At 62.0% G+C, this 26857-nt stretch carries 10 protein-coding genes (1 of these 10 only partly in view); 5 read left to right on the top strand and 5 right to left on the bottom strand.

The annotated features are described in order from the left end of the window. Positions 1-123 precede the first annotated feature (123 nt). Entirely contained in the window at positions 124-1662 is a 1539-nt protein-coding gene (locus QZR14_RS19170; protein WP_311997418.1) for a cryptochrome/photolyase family protein, read from the top strand. A gap of 137 nt (positions 1663-1799) precedes the next feature. Further along, positions 1800-4262, top strand: a complete 2463-nt coding sequence (locus QZR14_RS19165) for a PAS domain-containing protein (RefSeq protein ID WP_311997417.1) — start codon at positions 1800-1802, stop codon at positions 4260-4262. A 3-nt stretch (positions 4263-4265) separates the two neighbouring features. Here the strand turns inward: QZR14_RS19165 and QZR14_RS19160 are convergent, their stop codons facing one another. Further along, the gene (locus QZR14_RS19160; RefSeq protein WP_250604628.1) at positions 4266-5771 is read right to left on the bottom strand and encodes a GGDEF domain-containing protein; all 1506 of its coding nucleotides are present in this window, start codon (positions 5769-5771) and stop codon (positions 4266-4268) included. Positions 5772-6036: 265 nt separating this feature from the next. Here QZR14_RS19160 and QZR14_RS19155 point away from each other — a divergent pair, with 265 nt between their 5' ends. Both QZR14_RS19155 and QZR14_RS19150 read left to right on the top strand, forming a co-directional pair. Next, positions 6037-7293: an MFS transporter gene (locus QZR14_RS19155; RefSeq protein WP_311997416.1), complete on the top strand. Its 1257-nt coding sequence runs from the start codon at positions 6037-6039 to the stop codon at positions 7291-7293. A gap of 180 nt (positions 7294-7473) precedes the next feature. After that, positions 7474-8496 carry an alpha/beta hydrolase gene (locus QZR14_RS19150; RefSeq protein ID WP_250604624.1) on the top strand — a complete coding sequence of 341 codons (1023 nt, stop codon included), beginning with the start codon at positions 7474-7476 and terminating at the stop codon, positions 8494-8496. Positions 8497-8584: 88 nt separating this feature from the next. On the opposite strand, the gene ycaC is transcribed toward QZR14_RS19150, so the two are convergent. Beyond that, on the bottom strand, positions 8585-9217 hold the full coding sequence (gene ycaC, locus QZR14_RS19145; protein ID WP_007916011.1) for an isochorismate family cysteine hydrolase YcaC: 633 nt from the start codon (positions 9215-9217) through the stop codon (positions 8585-8587). A 318-nt stretch (positions 9218-9535) separates the two neighbouring features. Between ycaC and QZR14_RS19140 the strand changes: the two genes are divergently transcribed. Further along, a complete protein-coding gene (locus QZR14_RS19140) occupies positions 9536-10282 on the top strand; it encodes a response regulator transcription factor (RefSeq protein ID WP_250604622.1) in 747 nt (248 codons plus the stop codon). A gap of 330 nt (positions 10283-10612) precedes the next feature. On the opposite strand, the gene QZR14_RS19135 is transcribed toward QZR14_RS19140, so the two are convergent. The 3 genes from QZR14_RS19135 to QZR14_RS19125 all read right to left on the bottom strand — a co-directional run. Beyond that, positions 10613-12571, bottom strand: coding sequence for a MacB family efflux pump subunit (locus QZR14_RS19135; protein ID WP_311997415.1), 1959 nt, complete (start codon positions 12569-12571; stop codon positions 10613-10615). 2 nt (positions 12572-12573) lie between these two features. Then, positions 12574-13722: a macrolide transporter subunit MacA gene (gene macA / locus QZR14_RS19130; protein WP_311997414.1), complete on the bottom strand. Its 1149-nt coding sequence runs from the start codon at positions 13720-13722 to the stop codon at positions 12574-12576. Positions 13723-13788: 66 nt separating this feature from the next. Next, positions 13789-26857, bottom strand: partial view of a non-ribosomal peptide synthase/polyketide synthase gene (locus tag QZR14_RS19125; RefSeq protein ID WP_311997413.1) — the 3' portion only. It continues 4775 nt past the right edge of the window; the window shows 13069 of its 17844 coding nt (coding positions 4776-17844); its start codon lies off the right edge, out of view; the stop codon is at positions 13789-13791.

Below are 26857 nucleotides of genomic sequence, written 5' to 3'. Positions count from 1 at the left end.
CTCTGAACTGCGCAATCCCTCCTACAAAAAACCTATACACAGACTACAATCTGTACAACTATCTGGACTTGATACTTAAACGTCCACTCAGCAGCCTGCTGCTCATTACGTTGAATTCGTGAAATGAACGAAACCCGTCGACTGTGCCTGGTACTGGGTGACCAGCTCTCTTTTGATCTGGCGTCATTGGCCGGTCTGGATAGGGAACACGACTGTGTGCTGATGGTCGAGGTCATGGAAGAAGCCACCCATGTCGCCCATCATCCGCAGAAGATCGCGCTGATTTTCAGCGCCATGCGTCACTTCGCTCAGGCGCTGGAAAGCCAGGGCATCCACGTGCATTACGTGGCCCTCGACGACCCGCAGAACAGCGGCTCGGTGCCCGGCGAGTTAAAGCGCTGGCAAGCTTTGTTGCAGGCCAGCGAGTTGCATGTGACGGAGTGCGGAGACTGGCGCCTGGAGCAATCGCTCAAGGACTGTGGTGTGCCGATCCACTGGCACGCCGACGGCCGCTTCCTGTGCAGCCGCGATGAGTTTCGCGCCTGGGCCGCAGGCAAAAAGCAGTTGCGCATGGAGTTCTTCTACCGCGAGATGCGCCGCAAAAGTCGCCTGTTGCTCAACGGTGACGGCACGCCCGTCGGCGGCGCGTGGAACTTTGACGCCGACAATCGCAAAGCCTTGCCGAAAACCGTCAAAGCGCCCTACCCGGCCGGTTTTACCAACGATGCAATCACCCTCGAAGTCCTCGCCCTGGTCAAACAACGCTTCGCCAGTCACTACGGCAGTCTGGATGATTTCAACTATCCGGTGACACACGCCGATGCCCAGGCGCTCTGGGCGTACTTTCTCGATTACGCCCTGGCCGGGTTCGGCGATTATCAGGACGCCATGGCCAGCGGCGAGCCGTTTCTGTTCCATGCGCGCATCAGCGCGGCGCTGAACATCGGCCTGCTCGACCTGCGCCAGCTCTGCGCTGATGTGGAGTCGGCCTACTGGTCCGGCAGCATCGCGCTGAATGCGGCCGAAGGTTTCATCCGCCAACTGATCGGCTGGCGCGAATATGTCCGTGGCGTTTACTGGCTGCACATGCCCGAGTACGCCGAGGGCAATGCATTTGCCAACCAGCGGCCGCTGCCGGAGTTCTACTGGACCGGCGCAACCAACATGAATTGCATGCGCCAGGCCATCGGCCAAAGCCTCAAACACGCCTACGCGCATCACATCCAGCGCCTGATGGTCACCGGCAATTTCGCCCTGCTCGCTGGCATCGCACCGAAGCAGATCTGTGAATGGTATCTGGCGATTTACATGGACGCGTTCGATTGGGTCGAGCTGCCCAACACCCTCGGTATGGTCATGCACGCCGATGGCGGTTACCTCGGGTCCAAGCCTTATTGCGCCAGCGGCCAGTACATCAACCGGATGTCCGACTATTGTCGCGACTGTGCTTACTCGGTGCGCGAAACCACGGCTGACAACGCCTGCCCGTTCAACGCCTTGTACTGGCATTTCCTCATGCGCCACGGCGAGCTTCTGCGCGGCAATCAGCGCATGGCGATGATGTACAAAAACCTCGATCGCATGTCGCCAGACAAGCAACAGGCACTGTGGCAACGCGGCCAACACTTGCTCGACGCACTGGATAACGGCCAATCGTTATGAAAACGCCTGCGCCGCTGGTCCGCGTGCAACTTAAACCGGCCGTCCCGGGTCAATGCCTCACAACGCTTAAGAAGCAACCTGGGTGTTCGCTTGAAACACGCCTATTGAACGCAGACCAATAATCCAAGGCATGAGGGGTGGATATCCTGAAACAGCTTACTCGCGAGGAGCTTGAGTCCGAGGTCACGCGTCTGCGCCTGGCCGTCAAGGCGACCTGCGACGCCGTCTGGGACTGGGACCTGACGACCAATCAGATTGTCTGGAACGACGCGCTGCAACACGCGTACGGCTATGCCCCGGCGGCCATCGACCCGACGATTGACTGGCGCTTTGCGCAGATCCACCCGCAGGATCGCGCACGGGTAGAGACTTCGATTCGCTCGGCAATCGACGGCGCAGGCACGACCTGGAGTGCCGAGTACCGCTTCCGCTGTCAGGATGGTTCCTGGGCCGAAGTGCTTGATCGCGGCCACCTGATTCGCAATGCCGATGGCCAGGCCGAACGCATGATCGGTGCGATGCTCGACCTGACCCGTTCGCGCAGTGCCGAAACCGCACTGCGCCAAAGTGAAGAGCGCTTCAGCACCATTCTGGAAACCATCGAAGCCGCGTTCGCCATCGTCAAAGTGAAATTCGACGCCGACGACCACCCCATCGATTACTACTTTGTCGAGGCCAACCCGGCGTTCGAACGGCAGGCCGGGGTCAACCTGCGGGGCAAATGGGTCACCGAGTTTGCGCCCAACCTGGAAAAATTCTGGTTCGAGACCTACGGCCACGTCGCCAAAACCGGCGAGCCGGCCAACTTCGAAAACTACGCCAACACCTTCGAACGCTGGTTCGATGTGCGCGCCGTCCGCGTCGGCGACCCGGCCGATCGGCAGATCGCGATTTTCTTCAGCGACGTCACCGAGCGCCGCGACGCACAAGAGCGCTTGCGCAACAGCGAGGCGATCGCTCGGGAAAACATCGAACGGGTCCAACTGGCCCTCGCCGCCGGCGCCATTATCGGCACCTGGCACTGGCACTTGCCCACCGATCGCTTCTACGTCGATGAAGCCTTCGCGCGGGTCTTCAACCTCGACCCGGCGCTGGGCCGTGACGGTCTGAGCCTGGAGCAAGTGGTGAAGAGCGTGCATCCCGATGACCGCGACGGGCTCACAGCGGCAATCAATGAAGCCATTGCCCGTGGCGGGGCGTATTCGCACCAATATCGAGTGCGCGGCGCGGATGGCAAATTCACCTGGATCGAAGCCAACGGACGCGTCGAATGCGCCGGAGACGGCACGCCTTTGCGCTTTCCCGGTGTGCTGATCGATGTCGAAGAGCGGCGCAATGTCGAAGACGAACGCGACCGGGTCACCGCCGCTTTAAAAGCGCTCAACGACACCTTGGAACAGCGGGTCTCGGCGCGTACCGCAGAACTGATGCAGGCCGAAGAAAAGTTGCGCCAATCGCAGAAAATGGAAGCGGTCGGGCAACTCACTGGCGGTCTGGCCCATGACTTCAACAACCTGCTGGCAGGGATTTGCGCCTCTCTGGAACTGATGGAAAAACGCATCGCCCAAGGTCGCCTGGAGGACATCGACAAATACATGCTGATCGCCCAGGACGCGGCCAAACGCGCCACCGCCCTGACCCATCGCCTGCTGGCGTTCTCCCGCCGGCAGACCCTCGATCCACGGCCGACCGAAATCAACGCGCTGATTGCCGGCATGACCGAACTGATCCAGCGCACCGTCGGCCCGAGCATTCGCCTGAAGACGGTCGCCGCCGCCGATCTGTGGCCGACGCTGGTCGATGCCAGTCAACTGGAAAACGCCCTGCTCAACCTGTGCATCAACGCCCGCGATGCGATGCCCGATGGCGGCACCATCACCGTCGAAACCGCCAATCGAACCCTCGATGCTGAATCGGCGCGCATCAGGGAGATGCCCGAAGGGCAATACCTGTGCCTGTCGGTCGCCGACACCGGTACCGGCATGAGTGCGGAAGTCATAGCCAAGGCCTTCGACCCGTTTTTCACCACCAAACCGCTGGGCCAGGGCACGGGCCTGGGACTGTCGATGATCTACGGCTTCACCAAGCAATCCGGCGGGCAGGTGCGGGTGCAATCGACTGTGGGGCAAGGCACCATCATCTGCATTTACCTGCCGCGCTACCGCGGCGAAACGCAGCGCAATCACGACGACGCGCAACGCTCGGCCCCGCTGCAGGCAAAGGCCGGCGAGACCATACTGATTGTCGACGACGAACCCACCGTTCGCACGCTGCTCAAAGACGTGCTGAACGACCTCGGCTACAACCTGTTCGAAGCGAGCGACAGCGTTGAGGGACTGGAAGTGTTGCGCTCCAGCGCGCACATCGATCTGCTGATCACCGATGTCGGCTTGCCGGGCGGCATGAACGGCCGGCAGATGGCCGACGCGGGCCGGGAAATCAGGCCGAAGCTCAAGACCTTGTTCATCACCGGGTACGCGGAAAACTCAGTGCTCGGCAACGGTCAGCTCGGCCCGGGCATGCAGGTGCTGACCAAACCGTTTGCCGTCGACACTCTGGTGTCACGGGTCGGTGGCCTGCTGTCCATCGACATCGAATGAGGGTTACGCAGCGGATTTCATCAACCGGTTGCGCCCGGCTGTCTTTGCTTGATACAGCGCCTGATCGGCGCACTTGATCAGCGCCTGCACCGGCTCCAGCTGCGGGCCACGCGCAGCGGCAATACCGATGCTCAGGCTCACCCGGGCCAACGGACTGCTCGGGTGAGCGATGTTGGCTTGCTGCAAGCGCTCAATCATCAGCTGCGCCACCACGGCCGCCCCATCAATATCGGTGTCGGGCATGATCACCGCGAACTCTTCGCCGCCGTAGCGCGCCACCAGGTCCGACGGTCGCCGCACACACTCATCCAGCACGTGACCGACGGTTTGCAGGCAGGCGTCACCGGCAACGTGCCCGAACGCATCATTGAACCGTTTGAAATAGTCGATATCGATCATCAGCAACGCCAGCGAAGAGCCGTCGCGCTGTGCCCGCCGCGCCTCTGTCGCCAGGGTTTCATCGAAGCAGCGCCGATTAGCCAGCCCCGTCAGCGCATCCTTCATGGCCAACAGTTCCAGTTGCCTATTGGAGCCGAGCAACTGTTGCTGAGCGATGCGCAGTTCTCCTTCCACCTGGGTTCGGCGCCGGATGTCGAGGATCAGGAACCAGCCGATCAGCCCGGTTAGCCCCAGCAGCCCCGCCACCACCACCGCCGACAGCAAAGCCTCGGTTCGCCACGCCGTCAGCGCTTCATGCTTGCCGATGGCGACCGTGGTGATCAGCGGCAACTTTTCACTTTTGCGGAAGGCGTAGAGGCGTTCGACGCCATCCAGGCTGGAGGTATAAGACGCGGTACCCACCGATTGCTCGACCAGGTACTTGGCGTAGAGCAGCGACTTGGAAAAATTGCGGCCCATGTCCTGCTCGCGGAACGGGTAGCGCACCAGCAACGTGCCGTCGGTATAGGACAAGCCGATGGCGCCCTCCTGACCGATGTCGAGTTTGCCGAACAGGCGCAGAAAGTTTTCCACACCCAGGGTCACGGCCACGACCCCGGCGAACTCGCCGCGGTCATCATTGAAACGGCGGCTGACGGTGATCACCCATTCCTGATTGGAACGGCTGCGGATGGGCGGCCCGATAAAGGGGTCGCGGCTCGGATCATCGCGATGATGAATGAAATAGGCCCGATCAATGCTGCTGGCACCCACCGGAATCGGCCGGTTCGACGACATCAGCCAATGACCTTCGCGGTCATAGATGGTGATACCGCTCAGTTGTGGCATCAGCGGTTGCTGGCGGTCAATCAGCGCACTCAGGCGCTGGATCTGCGCGGGGCCACTGCCTTCGGTTTCCAGGCGCTCGACCAACCCGAGCAACAGCAGCGAACTTTGCCGGACAATGCCTTCGGAATAGGTCTCCAGTGCCTGGGTCAGGTTCAACCCGTGCACGTTGACTTCCTCCAGCGCGCGCTCGCGCGAAGACAGCACTTTCCAGATGGTCAACGACGCCAGAGAGCAGCCGATGACCAGCAGCAAGAGAATGACGAGGTGGGTATCACGCTTCACGAAAGCACCTTATGGAAAGTCCGGTTTCCCGTTCCGGCCGTTACTGATTCAAGGCAATAACAGCAGTCGTATGTCCTCGACCGGCGCAAGGATACAAGCAGTGCGTTGAACGCGCAGCAACCGCGTGACGGAACGTCGTTTTCAGGACTTTGGCGTTGTTTCGCAACGTCGCGGCGGTGGCCTGCAACTTATATTCACGGCCGCAGGTCATTAGGCTTGCTGAGGTTGAATCCATCCGCAGACCTCCAATATTGAAGACACCGCCGTGGCCGCTGACCTCGATCGCCGCAATAACCTGTCCCTGGACAGCCTGAACTTTTTCCTCGCCGACGTGCGCGACGGCCTCGGCCCCTATCTGGCCATCTATCTGTTGGCGGTGCATCACTGGGAACCGGCGAGCATTGGTCTGGTAATGACCATCGCCGGGGTCGCCGCGCTGATCACCCAGACACCCGCCGGCGCCTGGGTCGACAACAGCCGGCGCAAACGTGCGTTGATTGCGATCGCCGCGCTGGTGGTGACCGGAAGCTGCCTGGTGCTGCCGTTCGTGACGTCGTTCACGTGGGTGGCTCTGACCCAAACCTTGAGCGCAATGGCGGCGTCGATATTCGCCCCGGCCATTTGTGCGATTACCCTGGGTATGACCGGGCCACGGGCGTTCACTCGGCGAACCGGGCGCAACGAAACCTTCAATCATGCCGGCAATGCCTGCGCCGCTCTGCTGGCCGGTGTGTTCGCCTATCTGTTCGGCCCGGTGGCGGTGTTCTATTTGATGGCGGCCATGGCTTTGGCCAGTGTCATTGCCATCGCCTGCGTTTCTCCAGCAGCCATCGACCATGATCTGGCGCGCGGACTGGACCCCGCCGATGCCAGCCACCGCCAGCCTTCCGGTTTATCGGTGCTGCTGGGCAACCGGTCGCTGTTGCTGTTCGCCATTTGCTGTGCGCTGTTCCACCTCGCCAATGCGGCAATGTTGCCGCTGGTGAGCCAAAAACTCGCGCAAGCCAATTTGCAGATGGCCACTCCGCTCACCTCGGCCTGCATCGTCGCGGCGCAACTGGTGATGGTGCCGGCGGCATTACTGGTCGGGGCGAAAGCCGATCTGTGGGGACGCAAACCGCTGCTGCTGGCCGGATTCCTGATCCTGCCCTTGCGCGGCGTGCTCTACACGCTGTCGGACGATGCCTATTGGCTGGTCGCGGTGCAATTGCTCGACGGCGTCGGCGCGGGTCTGTTCGGCGCGTTGTTTCCGATCATGGTTAAAGACCTCACCCAAGGCACCGGCCACTTCAACATCAGCCTCGGCGCACTGACGACAGCCTTCGGACTCGGCGCGGCGCTGAGCAACGGCCTCGCCGGACTCGTTGTGCAGGAGGCCGGTTACAGCGCGGCGTTTCTGACGCTGGCGGGTATTGCGGCGGTGGCGGTTGTGTTGCTTGGGATCGGGGTTCCGGAAACCCAGCGTAGTAGCCGTCAGACTAAAACCGGGGTGGTCGAGGCCAGCACTGAACCCTCAGCGTAATCCATATCCCGTCCCTGACCTCTCATCGCCGCCCTATCGTGTTTGCGCGGCGTTAACAATCCAGATTCAGTGGATCAGGCAAACAATCCAGAGGAATGCACTTCGGCGCCGAGGCGCTGATCGAGAGAATGTTCGTGCACAGGCTCAGACGAATAAACCCTCAATCGCAAGGACATTCCAGTGAAAGGTTTTTGCTTGGCCTTCGGGCTGCTCTTCAGTACTTTTTCAGCCATGGGAGCCGATATGTCGAACGGCGCAGACAACTTCTACACCAGCGATAAAGTGACCGTGGAAAAGGTCACCTTCAAGAACCAGTACGGAATGAAGGTCGCAGGCAATCTGTTCAGCCTGAAGAACCTTGACCCACAGTCAAAAAATGCCGCGATCATCGTCGGCCACCCGATGGGCGCAGTGAAAGAGCAAAGCGCCAATCTCTACGCGACCAAAATGGCGGAACAGGGTTTCGTCACGCTGTCGTTCGACTTGTCCTTCTGGGGCGAAAGCGAAGGCCTGCCACGCCAGTCGGTTGCGCCGGACATTTATGCCGAGGACTTCAGCGCGGCGGTGGACTTTCTCGGCACTCGCCCACTGGTCGATCGCGAGCGAATCGGCGTTATCGGTATTTGCGGCAGCGGCAGCTTCGCCATCAGTGCCGCCAAGATCGACCCACGTTTGAAGGCGATTGCCACCGTCAGCATGTACGACATGGGCGCCGCCAACCGTAACGGCCTCAAGCATTCGCTCACGCCCGCGCAACGCCAATCCATCATTGAACAGGCGGCGCAGCAGCGTGACGCGCAGTCCTGGGGCGGCCCGGTCCGCTACACCGGCGGCACACCGCTCAAACTCACCGGTAATGCCGTGGGGGACGAGTTCTACGATTTCTACCGCACCCCGCGTGGCCAGGTCACTCCGGCCGGTGCTTCGCCGCAGACCACCACCATGCCGACGCTGATCAGCAATGTGAAGTTCATGAACTTCTACCCGTTCAATGACATCGAGAGCATCTCCCCCCGCCCGCTGCTGTTCATCGCCGGTGCTCAGGCGCACTCCCGCGAGTTCAGTGAAGACGCGTACCAGCGCGCGGCCGAACCCAAAGAGCTGCTGATCATTCCAGGGGCCGGCCATGTCGACTTGTACGACCGGGTCAACCTGATTCCCTTCGCCAAATTGACCGAGTTCTTCAGCCATAACCTGAAGTAACGCCATCGCAACGCTGCCAGCGCTTTAAAGTGCAGACACGCCAAAAGCCTGCTTTTCAGGGCAGGCTTTTCGTTTGCAGCACGTCGGCTTACTTCTGCTGAGCGGTCAGCGCCGAGTAGCTGTTCATCAGGTTGCGGTAGTTGGGGATGCGCTGCGACAGCAGATTGCCCAAGCCTTCAATATCGTTGCGCCAGTCGCGGTGCAGCTCACAGGCTACCGAGAACCAGTTCATCATCTGCGCACCGGCCTGGGTCATGCGACTCCATGCAGCCTGTTGCACTGTGGTGTTGAAAGTGCCGGAAGCGTCGGTCACTACAAACACATCAAACCCTTCTGCCAGCGCCGACAAGGTCGGGAACGCTACGCACACATCCGTCACCACACCGGCAATGATGATCTGCTTGCGGCCGGTGGCTTTGATCGCCTTCACAAAATCTTCGTTGTCCCAGGCGTTGATCTGGCCTGGACGGGCGATGTACGGCGCATCCGGGAACATCTCTTTCAGCTCTGGCACCAGCGGGCCGTTCGGGCCTTGTTCGAAACTGGTGGTGAGGATGGTCGGCAGTTCGAAGAACTTGGCCAGATCGGCCAGGGCCAGCACGTTGTTCTTGAACTCGTTTGGCGAGAAGTCCTGCACCAGAGAGATCAGACCGGTCTGGTGGTCTACCAGCAGCACGATAGCGTCGTCTTTGTTGAGGCGGTTGTAGGTTGGAGTGGTCATGGTGGGCGTCCCTTTTCAATGTTGGAAGTTGTTGTTGCGTTCAAGTTGTGTACAGGTTACTGACGCATCGAAAAGGGATAAATCGGTTGAAACGCGTTTCACCGTCAACTTCAACAGGACAATCGGCGAAGGAGTTTTCCGCGCGGTGACCTTTAAGCCAGTAAAATCAGGGTTATTAGCTAATAACACCTTCATTAAACAGTCGCTCAAACGTTGTACTAGGATAGGATCCAAGTCTGCGGTATTTCGTCGACCAAGGAGATCGTCGACAGTGCGGCAGATGTTTTTGAATTAACGCCTCTCAGGGATGACACGCATATGAATTCACACTTGTTCCCCCACATCGGCAAGGTCATCGCCAGCACCGGCAGCCGGCACTTTCCGCGCATGCTGCATGACCTGATCCTGACGCAACTGGCGGTAGACGCCACGCACATCCGGCAGATGCGTGTCGAACCGGTGAGCCGCGCGTCGAGCCGCAGTGAGCCGGAGCCACTGAAAGAGCCGGCCCTGCTCGCCGAAACGGTGTTTTCCGAACACAGTGCGGCGGCCCACCACTTACAGAATCCGCCGGCCGCGACCAGCGCGGACGCCTCGCAACTGCACCTGACCCGGCGCAAGGACGGCTACCGCTACGTGATTTCGGTGTACCGCAACGGCGAGTCGCAGCGCTTCTCCGCGCAGGAACGCAGCCTGTTGCAGGACATCTCCCCGGTGCTGCTGCCGATGGTGGAAAAACACATCAACGCCCTGCAACCGGCCACCCTTGAACCGCAAACCCCGTCCGAAGCAGCCGAAGGCAGCGGCCTGGAAACCTTGCGCCTGCGCTTTGACGAGCGCCTGGAGCAACTGGGGCTAAGCCTGTCCAACCGCGAAACCGAAGTCTGCGTCGGCCTGCTCGCCGGCCGCACGGCGCCGGAACTGGCGGAGCAATTGGCGTTGAAGGTCAACACCGTAGAGAGTTATCTGAAACGCGCGGCGATCAAGTTGGGCATCAGCGGGCGGCATTCGTTGATGCGCTGGATGTATTCGCCGTTGGAGGCGTCGGCGTCGAGTGCGGCGTGACAGAGGTGGTTTTTGTGCACGGCTCTGGATCGCTACCCCCTCACCCCAGCCCTCTCCCCCAAGGGGGCGAGGGAGAAAGGGAGCCGATTTTGGTTGAGTTCGAAACCGAGCTCGGCTTGGGAGCCAATCTTCGTGCTGTTCAAAACCTGAGTTCGACTCGGTATCCCACGTCGGCGTATCTCCAGCAAACACTGCAGTCAGTCCCCTCTCCCTCTGGGAGAGGGTTAGGGTGAGGGCAATCCCGCGACGCGCACCAAAGCCTGATTCACCGCCAATTCCCCCAACATCACGACCTGAGCAATGCCCCAACAGGTTTGATGAGGGCCGCTTTTAATCCCGCGCTAACGCCTCAATCGGATCAAGCCGTGAAGCATTGCGCGCCGGCACAAAGCCAAACACCACCCCGATCAACGTCGAGCACACCACCGCCGTCAACACCGACGCCAGCGAGAACACCATCTCCCACTCCTTGATAAACACCGAAAACAAATGCCCGATCGCATACGACAGGGAAATGCCGATCGCCCCGCCCAACAGGCACACCATCACCGCCTCCACCAGAAACTGCTGACGAATGTCCGACTGCCGTGCCCCGACCGCCATGCGAATACCGATCTCGCGGGTACGCTCGGTCACCGACACCAGCATGATGTTCATCACCCCGATACCGCCGACCACCAAAGAAATCACCGCAATCAGCGACAGCAGCAACGCCAGCGAGCGGCTGGTTTTCTGCACGGTCTGCAAGACGCTGTCGAGGTTGTTGGTGAAGAAGTCCTTGGTGCCGTGGCGTTGCAGCAGCAGTTGGGTGACGTGCTGTTCCACCACTTTGCTTGGTTGGCCGTCCTTCATGCGCACGCTGATGCTGTCCAGATAACGTTGGCCCAACACCCGCCCGGCGGCGGTTTCGTAGGGCACCCAGACGTTGAGGGTCTTGCCCGAGGCAAACAGGCTTTTATCTTCGGCAGCCACGCCGATCACTGTGCACGGCAGGTTGCCGATCAGGATCACCTGACCCAACGGATCGACATCCTGGCCGAACAGACGCTGCCGAGTGTTGTGATCGATAACCACCACCTGCGCCTGCCGCCGCGCATCGCTTTCACTGAACGCAATACCGGCGGCCATTTTGATCCCGCGCACCTTGAAGTACTGATCGCTGACACCGTTGACCTGGGCGTCGAGGTCGATATTGCGATAACGCAACAACAGGCTGCGGCCGATCATCGGCGTGGCGCTGTCGACGTAATACAGCTGATTCAGCGCAGTGACGTCGGCCGGTGTCAGGGTTTCGATGGCGGCGGCACGTTTGTCACCATAACTGCTGCCCGGATAGACATCGATGGTGTTGCTGCCAATGGCGGCGATGTCCTTGAGCACGTAATTCTTCGCGCCCTCCCCGACCGCCGAAATCGACACCACCGAGGTGATGCCAATGACGATGCCGAGCATGGTCAGCAAGGTGCGCATGCGATGGGAAATCAACGCCACCCACGCCATGGCAAACGCCTCTTTGAACAGCCCGAGACTGGCGACAAGGCGCCGTGAGGCGGTGGCTTTCGGGGCCACTGGTTCTTCGCTGAGCAGGTGCGTGGTGTCGCGTTCGTTGGCACGGTCGCTGAGGATTTCGCCGTCGCTGACTTCGATGATGCGCTCGGCGTTGGCCGCCACTTTCGGATCGTGGGTGACCAGAATCACCGTGTGCCCCGCTGCGTGCAGCTCCAGCAGGATGCGCATCACCTCTTTGCCGCTGGCCGTGTCGAGAGCGCCGGTCGGTTCGTCGGCGAGGATCACTTCGCCGCCGTTCATCAAGGCCCGGGCGATACTTACGCGCTGCTGCTGACCGCCAGAGAGCTGGCTCGGCCGATGCGTTAAATGGCCTTCCAGACCCAGTCGCGCCAACAACTCGCGGGCGCGGGCATGACGCTGAAGCTGCGGCGTCCCGGCGTAAATCGCCGGCATCTCGACGTTGTGCATCGCGCTCAGATGCGGCAGCAAGTGGTAACGCTGGAAGATGAAACCAAAGTAATCACGACGCAGCTCGGCCAGGGCCTGATTGTCCAGATCGCGGGTTTCCTGGCCGTTGATCCTGTAGCTGCCGGCGGTGGCGTAATCGAGGCAACCGAGGATGTTCATCAAGGTAGATTTGCCGGAGCCGGAAGCGCCGATAATCGCGACCATTTCTCCGGCATTGATCGTCAGGTTGATGTTTTTCAGCGCGAGAAATTCGCGGTCGCCGGCGGTGAAACTGCGGGTGATGCCGGTCAGTTGGAGCAGTGGCTCAATCATGCTCAGGCCCCCGCCACATTGTTCACCGGATCACCGATCACCACGCGGTCGCCTTCTGCCAGACCGGCGTTGATCTGCACTTTGACGTTGTTGTTGATCCCGGTCTGCACGTTGCGCGACTGCGCGTGGCCCTTGGCGTCGAGTACGCGTACCGGAAAACTGCCATCGGCATTGCGCGGGCCGAGCGCCGCCACCGGCACGGTCAGCACCGACTTGGCGGTGTCGAGGATAATGCGTACCTGCGCGGTCATGGAAATGCGCAAACGATGGTCAGGATTGGGCACCTCGAACAACGCGTTGTAGAACACCGCGCTGCTTTGCTTCGGCGTGCCGGCGGGCGGTGTTTCAAGAAAGTTCTGTGGCGCCGGGTCGGTGCCGCGCAGTTTCGCGTAGTAGCGTTTGTCCTCGCCGAGAATGGTGAAATACACCTCTTGCCCCGGCGCAATGTGAATCACGTCGGCTTCGGACACCTGTGCCTTGACCGTCATGGTGTCCAGATCCGCCAGTTTCAGCAGGACCGGCGCCAGTTGGCTGGCGATCACCGTTTGCCCTTCCTGGGTCACCACGCCGACCACATCACCATCGATCGGCGCGACGATGCGCGTGTACGCCAGATTGACCTTGGCCGTGTCGATCTGGATGTGCGCGCTTTTGATCTGCGCATCCAGCGACATCAGATTGGCCTGCTGCACCTGATAGTTCGACTCAGCGGTTTCGAAATCCTGCCGCGAGATCGACGCGTCGTCCTGCAAGTTCTTGTAGCGCTCGTAAATTGCTTTGGTCTGCCTGAGCTGGGCCTGGGTGGCGCGTTTTTGCGCTTGCAGGTTTTCCTCGTCGACCTGGGCCTGACGCAGGGTGTTCTGCAACACCAGCGGATCGATTTCCGCCAGCCATTGGCCCTTTTTGACTTTGTCGCCGACCTTGACCTTGAGCGACTTCAATTGCCCCGACACTTGCGCACCGACGTCCACTTGCTTGACGCCTTCGAGCAACCCGGTGGCGAGCACCGCGTTTTCAATGTCACTGCGTTCCACCGGCGCGGTCAGGTATTGCGGCGCCTCGGCCGGTGCCTGCACCGTGTAGAACGCCAATCCCGCCACTGCCACTAACGCCAAACCCATACCGACTTTGCGCAACTTCGACTTTTCCATAAATAACCACAAGTCCGTTCAGGGGTGAGCCCGGCCAGCGGCCGGGTTCTGGTAGATAAACAACAATCAGGAAACCACTTGGCCGGCCGGAACTTTCAGGCCGTCATGCCACCACGCCGCGAGACTGAAGACGTTGGGCGCCTTGAGAATCGTGAAGTGGTTGCCCGGCCCGTACCACACCGCCAGATCCGTCACCTGGCGCTGCCAACCCTCAACCATCGCCGCTTGCTCGCGCTGATTGCCCCACGCATCCAGCGTCGGGTCATCGACCAGCGCCAGCCGCACCGGCCCGCTGTAGGCCAGTTGCGGTTGATAGACCGTGCGCAAGGCTGTGGCGAAGGTGCGCACCGGACCATGCAGCGCCTGCGCTGACGAACGCGCCGACAACACACCGGCGCGCACCATGCCCTCGTGCAACAGGCGCATTTGCGTGATGTCGTCAGCCTCGGCGAACGCCAGTGGATCGATGCCCAACGACTTGCCGCTGGACAGTTGCAGCGTCTCGATCAAGCGTTCCAGCGCGGCAGTCGTCGTGTAAGGCTTGCCCGCCGTGCCGTTGCCACCGGGAGACTCGCTGTCGATCAGGGTCAACGACGCCACCTCACGCCCGGCCGCCTGCAATTGCGCGGCCATGGCATGCGCGACCCATCCCCCGAAAGAGTGGCCGATCAAATGCACCGGACCATGCGGGTAGACCTGCGCGATCGCCTGCAGATAGAACGCGGCAGCGGCCTCGACCTGACTGTGCGGCACACTGCTGCCGTCCAGCCCGCGCGGTTGCAGGCCGATGATCGGCCACTCCGGGCCCAAGGCTTCGGTCAGGTGAATGAACCCGGTGACACTGTCGCCCGCCCCCGGCACGCAGAAGATCGGCGCATGCCCGGCGTGCCCGCTCTGAATGGTCAACAGCGGTTGATAGGCCTCTGGCTCCGGAGCCTGCGCAGCGGCCATGGCCTGACTCAAGGCCTGACCGAGCGCCTGAATATCCGGGGCTTTCATCATGCTGCGGTGATCCCCCGGGACATCGATGCAGCGCAGCAAACCGGTACTGATCGTGTTTTCCCAACCTCGGGTCGGACTCGGCTGCGCCTGCCCCGGCATCAGTGCCTGAGCGCGGAACAAGTGCACCGGCTGACTGGCCGGGCTGACCCGGTAATGCGCCAGCGCCAGGCCATGAGCGGCCTCACGGTCGAAGTAGCTCCAGGCCTGCGCCGCTGTCAGCGCGGCCAGCTCCGGGTCGGGCAATTGCCGTTCGCAGCAGCGCTGGAACAGTTCATCGAACCCGATGAGTTCGACTTCAGCCTCCAGCCTGGCGACGTCAGCCAATGCTGCCTGCCCTTCTGCACCACGCAGCTGCGAACGCGCGCGGCAGTGCTCAAGCAACTGACGCTTGTCGCGATGCTCGCCGCTCCAGCGGGTTTTATCCTGACTGGCCGGATGCGGCGCGTAGGTATCGAGCAGGCCGACAAACGCCACCGCCTCATCGAGGCCGAGCAACTGCTGAGCGATTTCATACGCCAGCAAGCCGCCAAACGACCACCCGGCCAGACGATACGGGCCATGCGGTTGTACCGCGCGGATAATCCCGACCATCCGCGTGGCCATGCATTCAAGGGTGCGCAGTTGCGGTTGTCCCAACGGCACACCGGGCAAACCGTAAATCGGAAACTGACCGCCGATGTGCATCGCCAATGCCGGAAAATACACATCCCGGCCGCTGAACTCATGGATCAGGAACAGCGCATCGCCACCCTCGCCCGGTCGCACCACGACCAGTCCTTCCGGCTGTTCGGGCACTGCGCTGCGCTGACTGAGCAGCGCCGCCAGCGACTCGACACTCGGCCGCTGGAACAGCTCGGCCAGCGTCACTGGCTGCCCCGCACGTTGCAGCAGGTTGACCAGACGAATTGCCAACAGCGAATGCCCGCCCAATTCGAAGAAGTTGTCGTGGCGTCCGACCTGCTCGACATTCAGCACTTCAGCCCAGACCCGCGCCAACACGGTTTCGACCTCGCCTTGCGGCGCTTCGTAGTGTCGGCTGAGCACCGCATCGATGCCCGGTGCCGGCAGCGCCTGACGGTCGATCTTGCCGTTGGGACTCAGCGGCAAAACGTCGAGCGCAACAAACGCACCCGGCACCATGTACTCGGGCAATTGTTCGAGGATGAACGCGCGCAGCGTGTCGATAGCCGGTGCAGCGCTGCCCTCGCGCAAAGTGAAATACGCGACCAGACGCTCGTCGCGCATCAGCACCACCACCTCGCGCACCTGCGGGTGCTGGATCAACCGTGCTTCAATTTCACCGAGTTCCAGGCGCAAGCCGTGCAGCTTGACCTGGAAGTCGTTGCGCCCGAGGAATTCGAGGTTGCCGTCAGCGCGGTACCGCACCAGATCGCCGGTACGGTACAAGCGATCACCGGCAACAAACGGACTGTCGATAAAGCGCTCGGCCTGCATCTGTGGCAGCCCCATATAACCGCGCGCCACGCCGATGCCGCCGATGTGCAACTGGCCAATGACGCCCAGCGGCACCGCTTGGTCGTGCGCATCGAGCACATACAGGCGCGTATTGCAGATCGCTTTGCCGATCGGCAATTCCGACGTTGGCACCGGCATGTGCGGTTCCAGTGTCCACGCCGTGCTGTCGACCGTGGCTTCGGTCGGACCATACACGTTATGCAGGCGCACCCACGGCAGGTGCTGGCGCACTTCGCGGGCCAGTGCCGCCGTGAGTTCGCCGCCACCACAGAAAATATCGGTGAGGCTGGTGCATTCACTGACCTCCTGCAGTTCAACAAACTGCTGCAACAGCGCCGGCACAAACTTGACCACCGTAACCCTTTGCTGACGAATCACCTGCGCCAGATACGCCGGTTCACGGTGACCGCCGGGCCGTGCCAGCACCAGACGCACACCGGCGGTCAGCGGCCAGAAGAATTCCCACACCGAACCATCGAAACTGAACGGTGCTTTTTGCAATAACGCGCCGTCCCGGGTCGGCGGGCAAATCTGCGAACCCCAATGCACCAGATTGCACAGGCCACGGTGTTCGAGCATTACGCCCTTCGGTGTACCGGTCGAGCCCGAGGTGTAGATCATGTACGCCAGATTCGAAGGACTCAGGCCAGACACCTGCGGATCGTTTTCTGACTGGTCGTGCCAGGTGCATTGGTCAAAGTCGATCAGCACCGCCCCAGCCTCGGCAAACAGCGATCGGGTGGCCGTCTGAACCAGCACCGCCACCGGCGCGCAATCCCTGAGCATAAAGTCCAGGCGCTCCACCGGATAAGCCGGATCCAGCGGCACGTATGCACCACCGGCCTTGAGAATGCCGAGCAGCCCCACCACCAGATCGAATCCACGCTCAACGCACAGCGCCACCCGCGCATCCGGCCCCACGCCCTGCTCGCGCAGGTGATGCGCGAGGCGGTTGGCACGGGCATTCAGTTCACGATAGGTCAGGCTGTGTTCGCCCGACTGCACGGCGATGGCGTCCGGCTGACGCTGCACCTGCGCTTCGAACAGGCTCTGGATCGGTTGCTCGACCGGGCAATCAAGCGCCGTCGCGTTGAAATCGTCAAGCACACGCTGCTGCTCATCCGCCGCCAGCAGATTGACCTGCGCCAACACCGCTTGATCATCAATGACCAGCGCCACCAGCAAGCGCTGCAAGTAACCGACAAAACGCCGCACGGTTGATTCGTCGAACAGCGCAGTGGCGTAGCGCAGCGAGCCGCGAACCCCGTGCTCGCTTTCGCCCAGACTCAGCGACAGGTCGAACTTCACAAAATGATTTTCCCCGGCCACGCCTTCCAGCGTGAGACCGTCCAGTGCCAGGGCCGGCGCCACGCTGCTGTCCCAACTCACCAGGGTCTGGAACAACGGTGTGTGGGAAAGGCTGCGCAGCGGCCGGGTGATTTCCACCACGTGTTCAAACGGCAGATCCTGATGCGCCTGCGCGGCCAGCGTCTGCGCTTTGACCCGCGCCAACAACGCTGCCCCCGTCAGATCGCCCGAGGTATCGATGCGCAGCGCCAGGGTGTTGACGAACATGCCGATCAGCCCTTCGATCTCCGCGCGGGTACGGTTGGCCACTGGCGAGCCGATGATCACATCGGACTGTCCGGACAGGCGAGTCAGCAACATCGCCCAGGCGCTCATGATCACCATGTACGGCGTCACGGCGTGACGCTGACACAGCGTCTTGAGACCGGCGCTGGTCTGCTCGTCCAGCACGATCTCGACACTGCCGCCGTGGTGATCCTGTTGCGCCGGACGCGGACGGTCGGTCGGCAGACTCAACAAGGCCGGCGCGCCCGCCAGCGTCTGCTGCCAGTAATCACTCTGGCGCTGCAACACCTCGCCGCTCAGCCAGCGCCGTTGCCATACCGCGTAGTCGGTGTATTGCAAGGCCAGCGGCGGCAGCGGATCGTCCTCGCCACGGCTGAACGCCTGATACAGCGCCATCAGTTCGCGGGTCAGCACGCCCATCGACCAGCCGTCGGAGATGATGTGGTGCATCGTCAGCAACAGCACATGGTGCTCATCGGCCAGTTGCACCAGTCGTCCGCGAATCAACGGACCGTCCTGCAGATTGAACGGTCCGCGCGCTTCAGTTTCGATCAGCGCGCGCAAGGTCTCATCGGTCTGCGGCTGTTGCCGCCAGTCTTCCGCAATCAGCGGCAGGCCACTGTCGACAGGGGCAATCAGCACCTGCGCTTGATCGTTCAATTGCGCGAAACGGCTGCGCAGGGTTTCGTGCCGCTCGACGATCCGCGCCAATGCCCGTTGCAGGGCCACGGCGTCAAGTCGACCCCGCAGGTGCAGGCCCAAAGGAATGTTGTAGGCAGTATTGCCGCCGTCCATCTGCGCCAGGAACCACAAGCGCTGCTGGGCGAACGACAACGGCAGCGCCTGATCGCGCGGCGCCGGCAGAATCGCCGGCAAGCTGCTGCGTTCGGCCTGACTTAACACCTCGGCGACCGCCGCCAGTTCCGGGTTGGCAAACAGATCGGCCAGCGCCAGCTCCACGCCCAATTGCTCTCGCACCTGGGACAGCATGCGCATGGCCAGCAATGAATGGCCGCCGAGTTCGAAGAAATTGTCGTGGCGGCCGACCTGTTCGACCTGCAACACCTCGGCCCAGACCTGTGCGAGGCTGATTTCCAGTGAATTGGCCGGCGCCTCGTAGACCCGACTGAGCAGTGCCTCCGGTGTCGGTGCCGGCAGCGCCTTGCGGTCGACCTTGCCGTTGTTGTTCAGTGGTAATACATCGAGTTGCACCCACGCAGAGGGCACCATGTATTCCGGCAGTCGTGCGTGCAACTGAGCGTGCAGTTCAGCGCTGTCCAAGACGCCATCGTGCGCCGTGTAATAAGCCACCAGACGCGTAGCGTCCTGAGCGTCGCGACGCGCCAGCACCACAGCTTCCCTGATCCCCGGGCAATTCAGCAGACGATTTTCGATTTCCCCCAGCTCGATGCGGAAACCACGAATCTTCACCTGATCGTCGTTGCGACCGATGCAATCGAGTTGTCCCGACGCCAGCCAGCGCGCGAGGTCACCGGTGCGATAAAGCAACGCGCCCGGCATCTCGCTGAACGGATCGCAGAGGAATTTCTCGGCAGTCAGATCTGGCCGGTTCAGATAACCCAGCGCCACGCCCTGCCCGCCGATGTACACCTCGCCGGTGACGCCCATCGGCACCGGTTGCTGATACGCGTCGAGCACGTAAACCTGCGTGTTAGCGATCGGCCCGCCAATCGGCACGCTCTCGGCGTTTTCCGCCACTTCGCGCACTTCAAAGGTTGTGGCGTAGGTGGTGGTTTCGGTCGGACCGTAGCAGTGCACGATGCGCAATGCCGGGGCCTCGGCCAACAGGCGACGGAACGCCGCTGGATCACCACGTTCACCGCCGCACAGGAGGATGCGCAAACCTTTGAGCGCCTGCGGAATCAGTTGCACGTATTGATTGAACAGCGCGGTGGTGACGAACAGGATCGTCGCGCCACTGGTGTTCAGTTCACGGCCGAAGGCATTCGGATCGAGCAAGGTTTGATGGTCGATGATCACCACACGACCGCCATTGAGCAGCGGCCCCCAGATGTCCATGGTGCTCGCATCGAACGCCGGGTTCGAAGCGAAGACCACACGATCCTGTGCATTGAAATCGGCGTAACCGTTGTTGAGCACCAAGCGGCCGATGCCGCGGTGCGGCACCATCACTCCTTTCGGCGTGCCGGTAGAGCCGGAGGTGTACATGATGTACGCCAGCGCCTCGGAAGACTGCACAAGGTTCGGGTTATGCGTCGGCTGGCCGTTGAGGGTCAGCGTGTCCAGATCGATGCGCGGTGCGACGTAGTCGATGACTTCGCTGCTGAGGGTCAGCAGCGCCACCGCTCGGCAATCCTCGACCATGAACGCCTGGCGCTCGCCAGGTGCATTGATGTCCAGCGGCACATAGGCCGCCGCGCATTTGGCAACAGCCAGTTGCGCCACCAGCAACTCCAGCGAACGTGGCAGCAGGATCGCCACGTGGTCACCCGGCTGCACGCCGTGAGCGATCAGGTGATGGGCCAGGCGGTTGGCTTGGGCGTTCAGCTCAAAGTAGCTCAGTGAATGTGCGCCATGCACCGCTGCCACAGCTTTGGGATGCGCCGCAGCCTGCTGTTGGAAAATGCCGTGCACGGTCAGCGTTTGCGGGTAGTCACGCGCAGTGGCGTTGAAGTCGTGCAGCAAGTGCTGAAGCTCGTCCGTCGCCAGCAGCGGCACCTGCTCCAGTACCGTTTGCTCACCGCTGATCATCGCTTCGAGCAGACGCTCGAAGTAGCCGATATAGCGCTCGATCGTCAGCGCATCGAACAGCGCCGTGGCGTAGTTCAGCGAGCCGCGAATCACTCCGTTGACCTCGCCCAGTGTCAGCGTCAGGTCAAACTTGGCGACCTCGCCCGGCACGGCGACGCCCTCCAGTGTCAGCTCGCCCAGCGCCAGTTGCGGGCCGACGCTGCCGTCCCAGCTCAGCGTGGTCTGGAACAGTGGGCTATGAGCCAGACTGCGCACCGGCCGGGTGATTTCCACCACCTGCTCGAACGGCAGGTCCTGGTGCGCCTGCGCCTCGAGTGTCCGCGCCTTGACCCGCGCCAGCAGCGCTCCGACGCTCGGCGCGCCCGAGGTGTCGATGCGCACGGCGAGCGTATTGACGAACATGCCAATCAAGCCTTCGACTTCAGCGCGGCTGCGGTTGGCCACCGGCGCGCCGATCACCACATCGGTTTGCCCGGACAGTCGACTCATCAGCAACGCCCAGGCGCTCATCAGGGTCATGAACAGGGTCACGCCGTGACGTTGGCTCAAGGCCTTGAGCGCCGCACTCAAACGCTGGTCCAGCAGCACTTCGACGTTGCCACCGGTGTAATCCTGTTGTGCCGGTCGCGGGCGATCGGTGGGCAGCGTCAACAAGGCCGGCGCACCTTCGAGGGTTTGCTGCCAGTACTCGCTTTGCCGCTGCAGCACCTCTCCGCTGAGCCAACGCCGTTGCCACACGGCATAGTCGCCGTATTGCAACGTCAGGACTGGCAACGGGTCAGGCTGTCCCTGGCTGAACGCTTGATACAACGCCATCAATTCAGCCGTCAGCACGCCCATCGACCAGCCGTCAGCGACAATGTGATGCACGGTCAACAGCAACACATGATGATCGTCGGCCAAGCGCACCAACCGTCCACGAATCAGCGAATCATTCTGCAGATCAAACGCTGTCGAGGCTTCCTGCGCCATTAATATTTGCAAGGTGTGCTCGGCCTGCGGCTGTTGGCGCAGATCTTCTACGCGCAGCAGCCAACCGTTATCGACCGGGGCAATCGACACCTGTGCGCTGTCGTCGAGGCGGATGAAACGGCTGCGCAGGGTTTCGTGGCGGGCGACGATCCGCGCCAGCGCCGATTGCAGGGCATCGACGTCGAGGTGGCCGCGCAGGCGCAGGCCGAGAGGAATGTTGTACGCCGAGTTGCCACCCGCCATTTGCGCGAGGAACCACAGACGTTGCTGGGCGAAAGACATCGGCAGCGCCTGATCACGCGGTGCCGGCACGATCTCCGGTAACGCGCTGCGCCCGGCACGATTCAATACTTCAGCGACTGCGCTCAGTTGCGCATCGGCAAACAGATCACTCAACGCCAGTTCGACGCCGAGGCGCTGACGGATCAGCGAGACCATGCGCATCGCCAACAGCGAATGGCCGCCGAGTTCGAAGAAGTGATCGCGACGGCCGACCTGCTCGACTTGCAGCACCTCGGCCCAGATCTGCGCCAGGGCGATTTCCAGCTCGCCTTGGGGCACCGCATATTCGCGGGTCGGCAGCGCGGCCAGATCAGGTTTCGGCAACGCCTTGCGGTCAACCTTGCCATTGGCAGTCAGCGGCAAAGCCTCAAGCCGGACAAACGCGGCCGGCACCATGTAGTCCGGCAACTGCGTCAGCAGCTGTGCGCGCAACTCGCCCAGCGCCAGCGGCTCAGCCCCCGCCTGTTCGGTGAAATAGGCCACCAGCCGCGGCTGGCCGGGTTGGTCCTCGCGGGCCAGCAGCAACGCTTCGTTGACACCGGGAAGCTGATTGAGGCGGGTTTCGATTTCACCGAGTTCAATGCGCATGCCGCGAATTTTTACCTGGTCGTCGTTACGCCCCAGATACTCAAGCGAGCCGTCGTCGCGCCAGCGGGCAAGGTCACCGGTGCGGTACATACGCGCATTCGGCGTGCGGCTGAACGGGTCGTGCAGGAAGCGCTCGGCGGTCAGGTCGGCGCGGTTCAGATAACCCCGGGCCACACCGGCCCCGCCCACGTACAACTCACCCATGACGCCCATCGGCACCGGCCGTTGCTGCTCATCGAGCAGGTAAACCGCCGCGTTCGCCACCGGTTTGCCGATGTGCAACGCCTCACCGACTTCAATGCGGCCCGACGTGGCGACCACAGTGGCCTCGGTCGGGCCGTAGTTGTTGATCACCGCGAAGCGCTGGTCGCGGCTGAACTGACGCAAGCGATCGCCACCGATCAGCAGGGTGTGCAAGGTCGGATGATCAAGGTTTTGACTGAATGCGTACTCAGCGACCGGCGTCGGCAAAAAGCTCACATCCAGAGGTTGCGCGCGCCACCAGTCGAGCAAGGCATCGACGTCTTCCGCGCCGTCGTGAGTGGGTGCCAGAAACACGGTCGCGCCCACACACAGGGCCGGCCAGACTTCCCACGCCATCGCATCGAAGCCAAACCCGGCAAGGCTTGAGGTGTGGCTGCCGGCGCGCAGGTTGAATGCCTCACAGTGCCAGTCGACCAGGTTCGACAGCGTCTGATGCTCGACCATGACCCCTTTGGGCAGGCCGGTCGAACCGGAGGTGTAGATCACGTACGCCAGATGCGCAGCGGTCAGGCCCGGCACCGCAGGGTTGTGCTGCGCCTGCGCCGGCCATGCACACAGGTCGACATCGATCACTGGCACGCTCAACAGCGGCAGTCTCTGGTGCAGATCGCTTTGCGTGAGCACCGCGACCGGTGCGCTGTCGCTGAGCAAATAACGGATCCGCTCGGCGGGATGCGCCGGATCGATCGGCACATAACCAGCGCCTGCCTTGAGGATGGCGACCAGCCCGACCAATGTATCCAGCCCCCGGCGGGCGACGATGGCCACACGGTCGTCGGCTTTCACCCCCATGGCGATCAAGTGATGAGCCAGGGCATTGGCCTGTCGATTGAGCTGCAAGTAAGTCAGTGGCTGGCCGGCAAACACCGCTGCAATAGCCTGCGGACGCTCGGCAACCTGCGACTCGAAGCGCTGGGCAATCGTCAGCCCACGCGGGAAAACGGCCTCGGTCGCATTGAAATCCACCAGCAACTGCTGACGTTCTGCCGCCGGCAGGATCGACAACCGGTCAAACCCCGCGTGCGGCTTGTGCTCCAGCGCATCCAGCAAAGTACTCAACGCCCCCTGCATGTACCCGCAAATGCGTTGCGCATCCATGCCAGCCCCGGCCAATACCTTGAGGTGGAAGTCTTCACCGAGATCATCAACGCTGAGGGTCAGGCGATAGTTGGTGTGTTCCTCGGCATCGAGCAATTGCATGCCCTGCCACGCCGCTTGTACCTCGGCGGATATCGGCCCGACCGGAGCGCTGTGACGATAGTTGAGCAGCGTGCTGAACAGCGGCGTACCCGAGGGCATGGCGCTGCACTGTTGCACCTGCGCCAGTTGCGCATGTTCATGGGCCAGCAACTGACTCAGGCGTTCATGGGTAGCCAGCGCCGCCCCTTTGACGCTGTGTGCACTGAGTTCAATGCACAGCGGCAAGGTGTTGATGAACACACCGAGCGCGCGCTCCGACCCTTCACCGCCCTGCAATCTGCCCAGTAAAACCGTGCCGAACACCACGGTTTCGCGCCCGGACAATTGCCCCAACACCTGTGCCCAGGCGAGGTGCATCAGGCTGGCAGCGCTGACACCCAAACGCCGGGCCTGCTGACGTACGCTGTGGCTCAGCGCGCTTTCCAAGTCCAGTTGCGCCTCTTGTGCGGGGCCGTCGCTGGCCAGATTGTGCCCGTAGGGCAAGGTCGGCTCATCAACAGCGCCGAGCATCTCGCCGAAGAAACTGGCGTGCTCGTGCTCGGTCAGGCCGCAACGGGTGTGCGCCACGTAATTGCGGTACGGCACAGGCTCGCTCAGTTGTCCGGCGTTGCCGAGCAGAAACGCCTGCATCTCGTGCTGCAACACCTCCAGCGCCACGTGATCCATCACCAGGTGATGGAACAGCAGCAACGCCACGATGCGTTGATGGGGCTCATCGCGGCTGTACACCACGCGCATCAGCGGCGCCTCGGTGACGGGCATGCGGTAGTTATCGATGGTGAAGCGGCGCCGCAACTGGCTCAGCGCATCACCCGCTTCGCCGTCCAGCTGCAATGCCTCGCAGCTCAGCGAAGCCTCACGCCAGACCACTTGCACCGGCTCTTCCAGCCCCTCCCAGAACAGCGAAGTGCGCAGAATGTCATGGCGTTCGATCACCCGTTGCAGTGCATCGGTGAATACCTGCAAACGCTGTTCGTCAGCAAAGGCAAACTGCGCCTGCAGCACATACGGATCGCCCTGCGCGGCCGACAGGTGATGGAACAGGATGCCGGTCTGCAACGGCGCCAGCGGGTAGATGTCCTGCACGTTGCGCGCACCGCCGGGGACACTCGCGACGATGCGGTCAATCGTCGTTTGGTCCAGCGCCACCAGTGGCAACAAATCAGGCGTGATGCGCGTGCAGTCCGCCGGAACAAGATTCGCCGGCACCGCCGCATCGGGTTCGCCGCCCACTGCCGCAGCGAGCGCGGCCAATGTCGGCTGGCCAAAGAGCACACGAATATCCGCCGACAGACCGGCCCGACGCATGCGCGCCACCAGATTGACCGCCATCAACGAGTGGCCGCCCAGTTCGAAGAAATGATCAAAGCGCCCTACTCGCTCGACCTTCAGCAGCTCGGCCCAGAGACCGGCTATGACGGTTTCGACTTCACCGATCGGGGCTTCGTACTCGCGGGTCAGTAGCGCCGACTGGTCGGGAGCCGGCAAGGCCTGGCGATCCAGTTTACCGTTGGGACTCAGCGGCAAGGCCTGCACATGCACAAACACGGCAGGCACCATGTAATCCGGCAGATGTGTGAGTAATTGACTGCGTAGCTGATCTGTTTCCAGTAGCTCGCCGCTGTAATACGCCACCAGCCGCTGATCGCCCGGCACGTCCTCACGGGCCAGCACGGTCGCTTCGCGCACGCCGTCGACCTGCGCCAGATGCGCCTGAATCTCGCCCAGTTCGATGCGCAAACCACGGATTTTGACCTGATCGTCGTTGCGCCCCAGGTACTCGATGTTGCCATCGGCGAGATAGCGTGCGACGTCGCCGGTGCGGTACATACGCGCGCCAGGCTGATCACTGAACGGATCGTCGAGGAAGCGTTCGGCCGTCAGCTCAGGCCGATTCAGATAACCCCGCGTCACTTGCACGCCACCCAGATACATCTCGCCGACCACACCCAGCGGCGTCGGTTGCTGGTGAGCGTCAAGGATATACACGCGGGTATTGCACAGCGGTTTGCCAATCGGTGGCGCGCCTTGCGGTACCGGCGAATGAGGTTCCAGCGTCCACACGGTGCTGTCGACGGTGGCTTCGGTCGGACCATAAACGTTGTGCAGGCGCACCTGCGGCAGACGCTCGCGGAGGCTGCGCACCAACGCAGCCGTCAGCTCACCGCCGCCACAGAACACATCGGTCAGGCTGCTGCACTCGCCCACATCTTCCACTTCAAGAAATTGTTGCAACAGCGCCGGTACGAACTGGATGACATTGACCTGTTGCTCACGAATGAGCTGCACCAGCGCGGCCGGATCGCGGTGGTCGTCCGGGCCTGCGAGAACCAGACGCATGCCGCAGCTCAACGGCCAGAACAGCTCCCACACCGAGGCGTCGAAACTGAACGGGGTTTTCTGCAGCAGCGCGGCGCCGGTTGAAAGTGGGCATAGGCTGGCGCTCCAGTGCAGCAGATTGCCCAGGTTGCGGTGCTCGACCATCACGCCTTTCGGCTTGCCGGTGGAGCCGGAGGTGTAAATCACATAGGCCAGATTTGCCGCGCTCAGGCCTGGCACCTGCGGATTGCTCTGCGCAAGGTCTTGCCAGTTGCACTCGTCGAAATCGACCCGCACGCCGGCCCACTCGCCGATCAGCGCACGCGTCGGCGCATGCACCAGCACCGTCACGGGTGCGCTGTCCTCAAGCATGTAGGCCAGACGTTCGGCGGGATAACCCGGATCGAGCGGCACGTATGCGCCGCCGGCCTTGAGAATCGCCAGCAGACCGACCAGCAATTGCGGCCCGCGCTCGACGCAGATCGCCACCCGCGCATCACTGTCCACACCGCACTGGCGCAGGTGATGGGCGAGCTGGTTGGCGCGACGGTTCAACTCGGCGTAACTCAAACGCAACTCACCGGCCACCACGGCATCCGCGTCTGGCGTGCGCAACACCTGCGTCTCGAAGCGGCCATGAACGGTCTGCTCAAGATCGTGGGTGACAGCGGTGGCGTTCAGATCAACCAGCAGGTGCTGACGCTCG

Origin of the sequence: Pseudomonas sp. rhizo66 (genome assembly GCF_031931925.1) — a bacterium.
GTDB lineage: Bacteria > Pseudomonadota > Gammaproteobacteria > Pseudomonadales > Pseudomonadaceae > Aquipseudomonas.
This window is presented reverse-complemented; position numbering and strand designations above follow the sequence as displayed.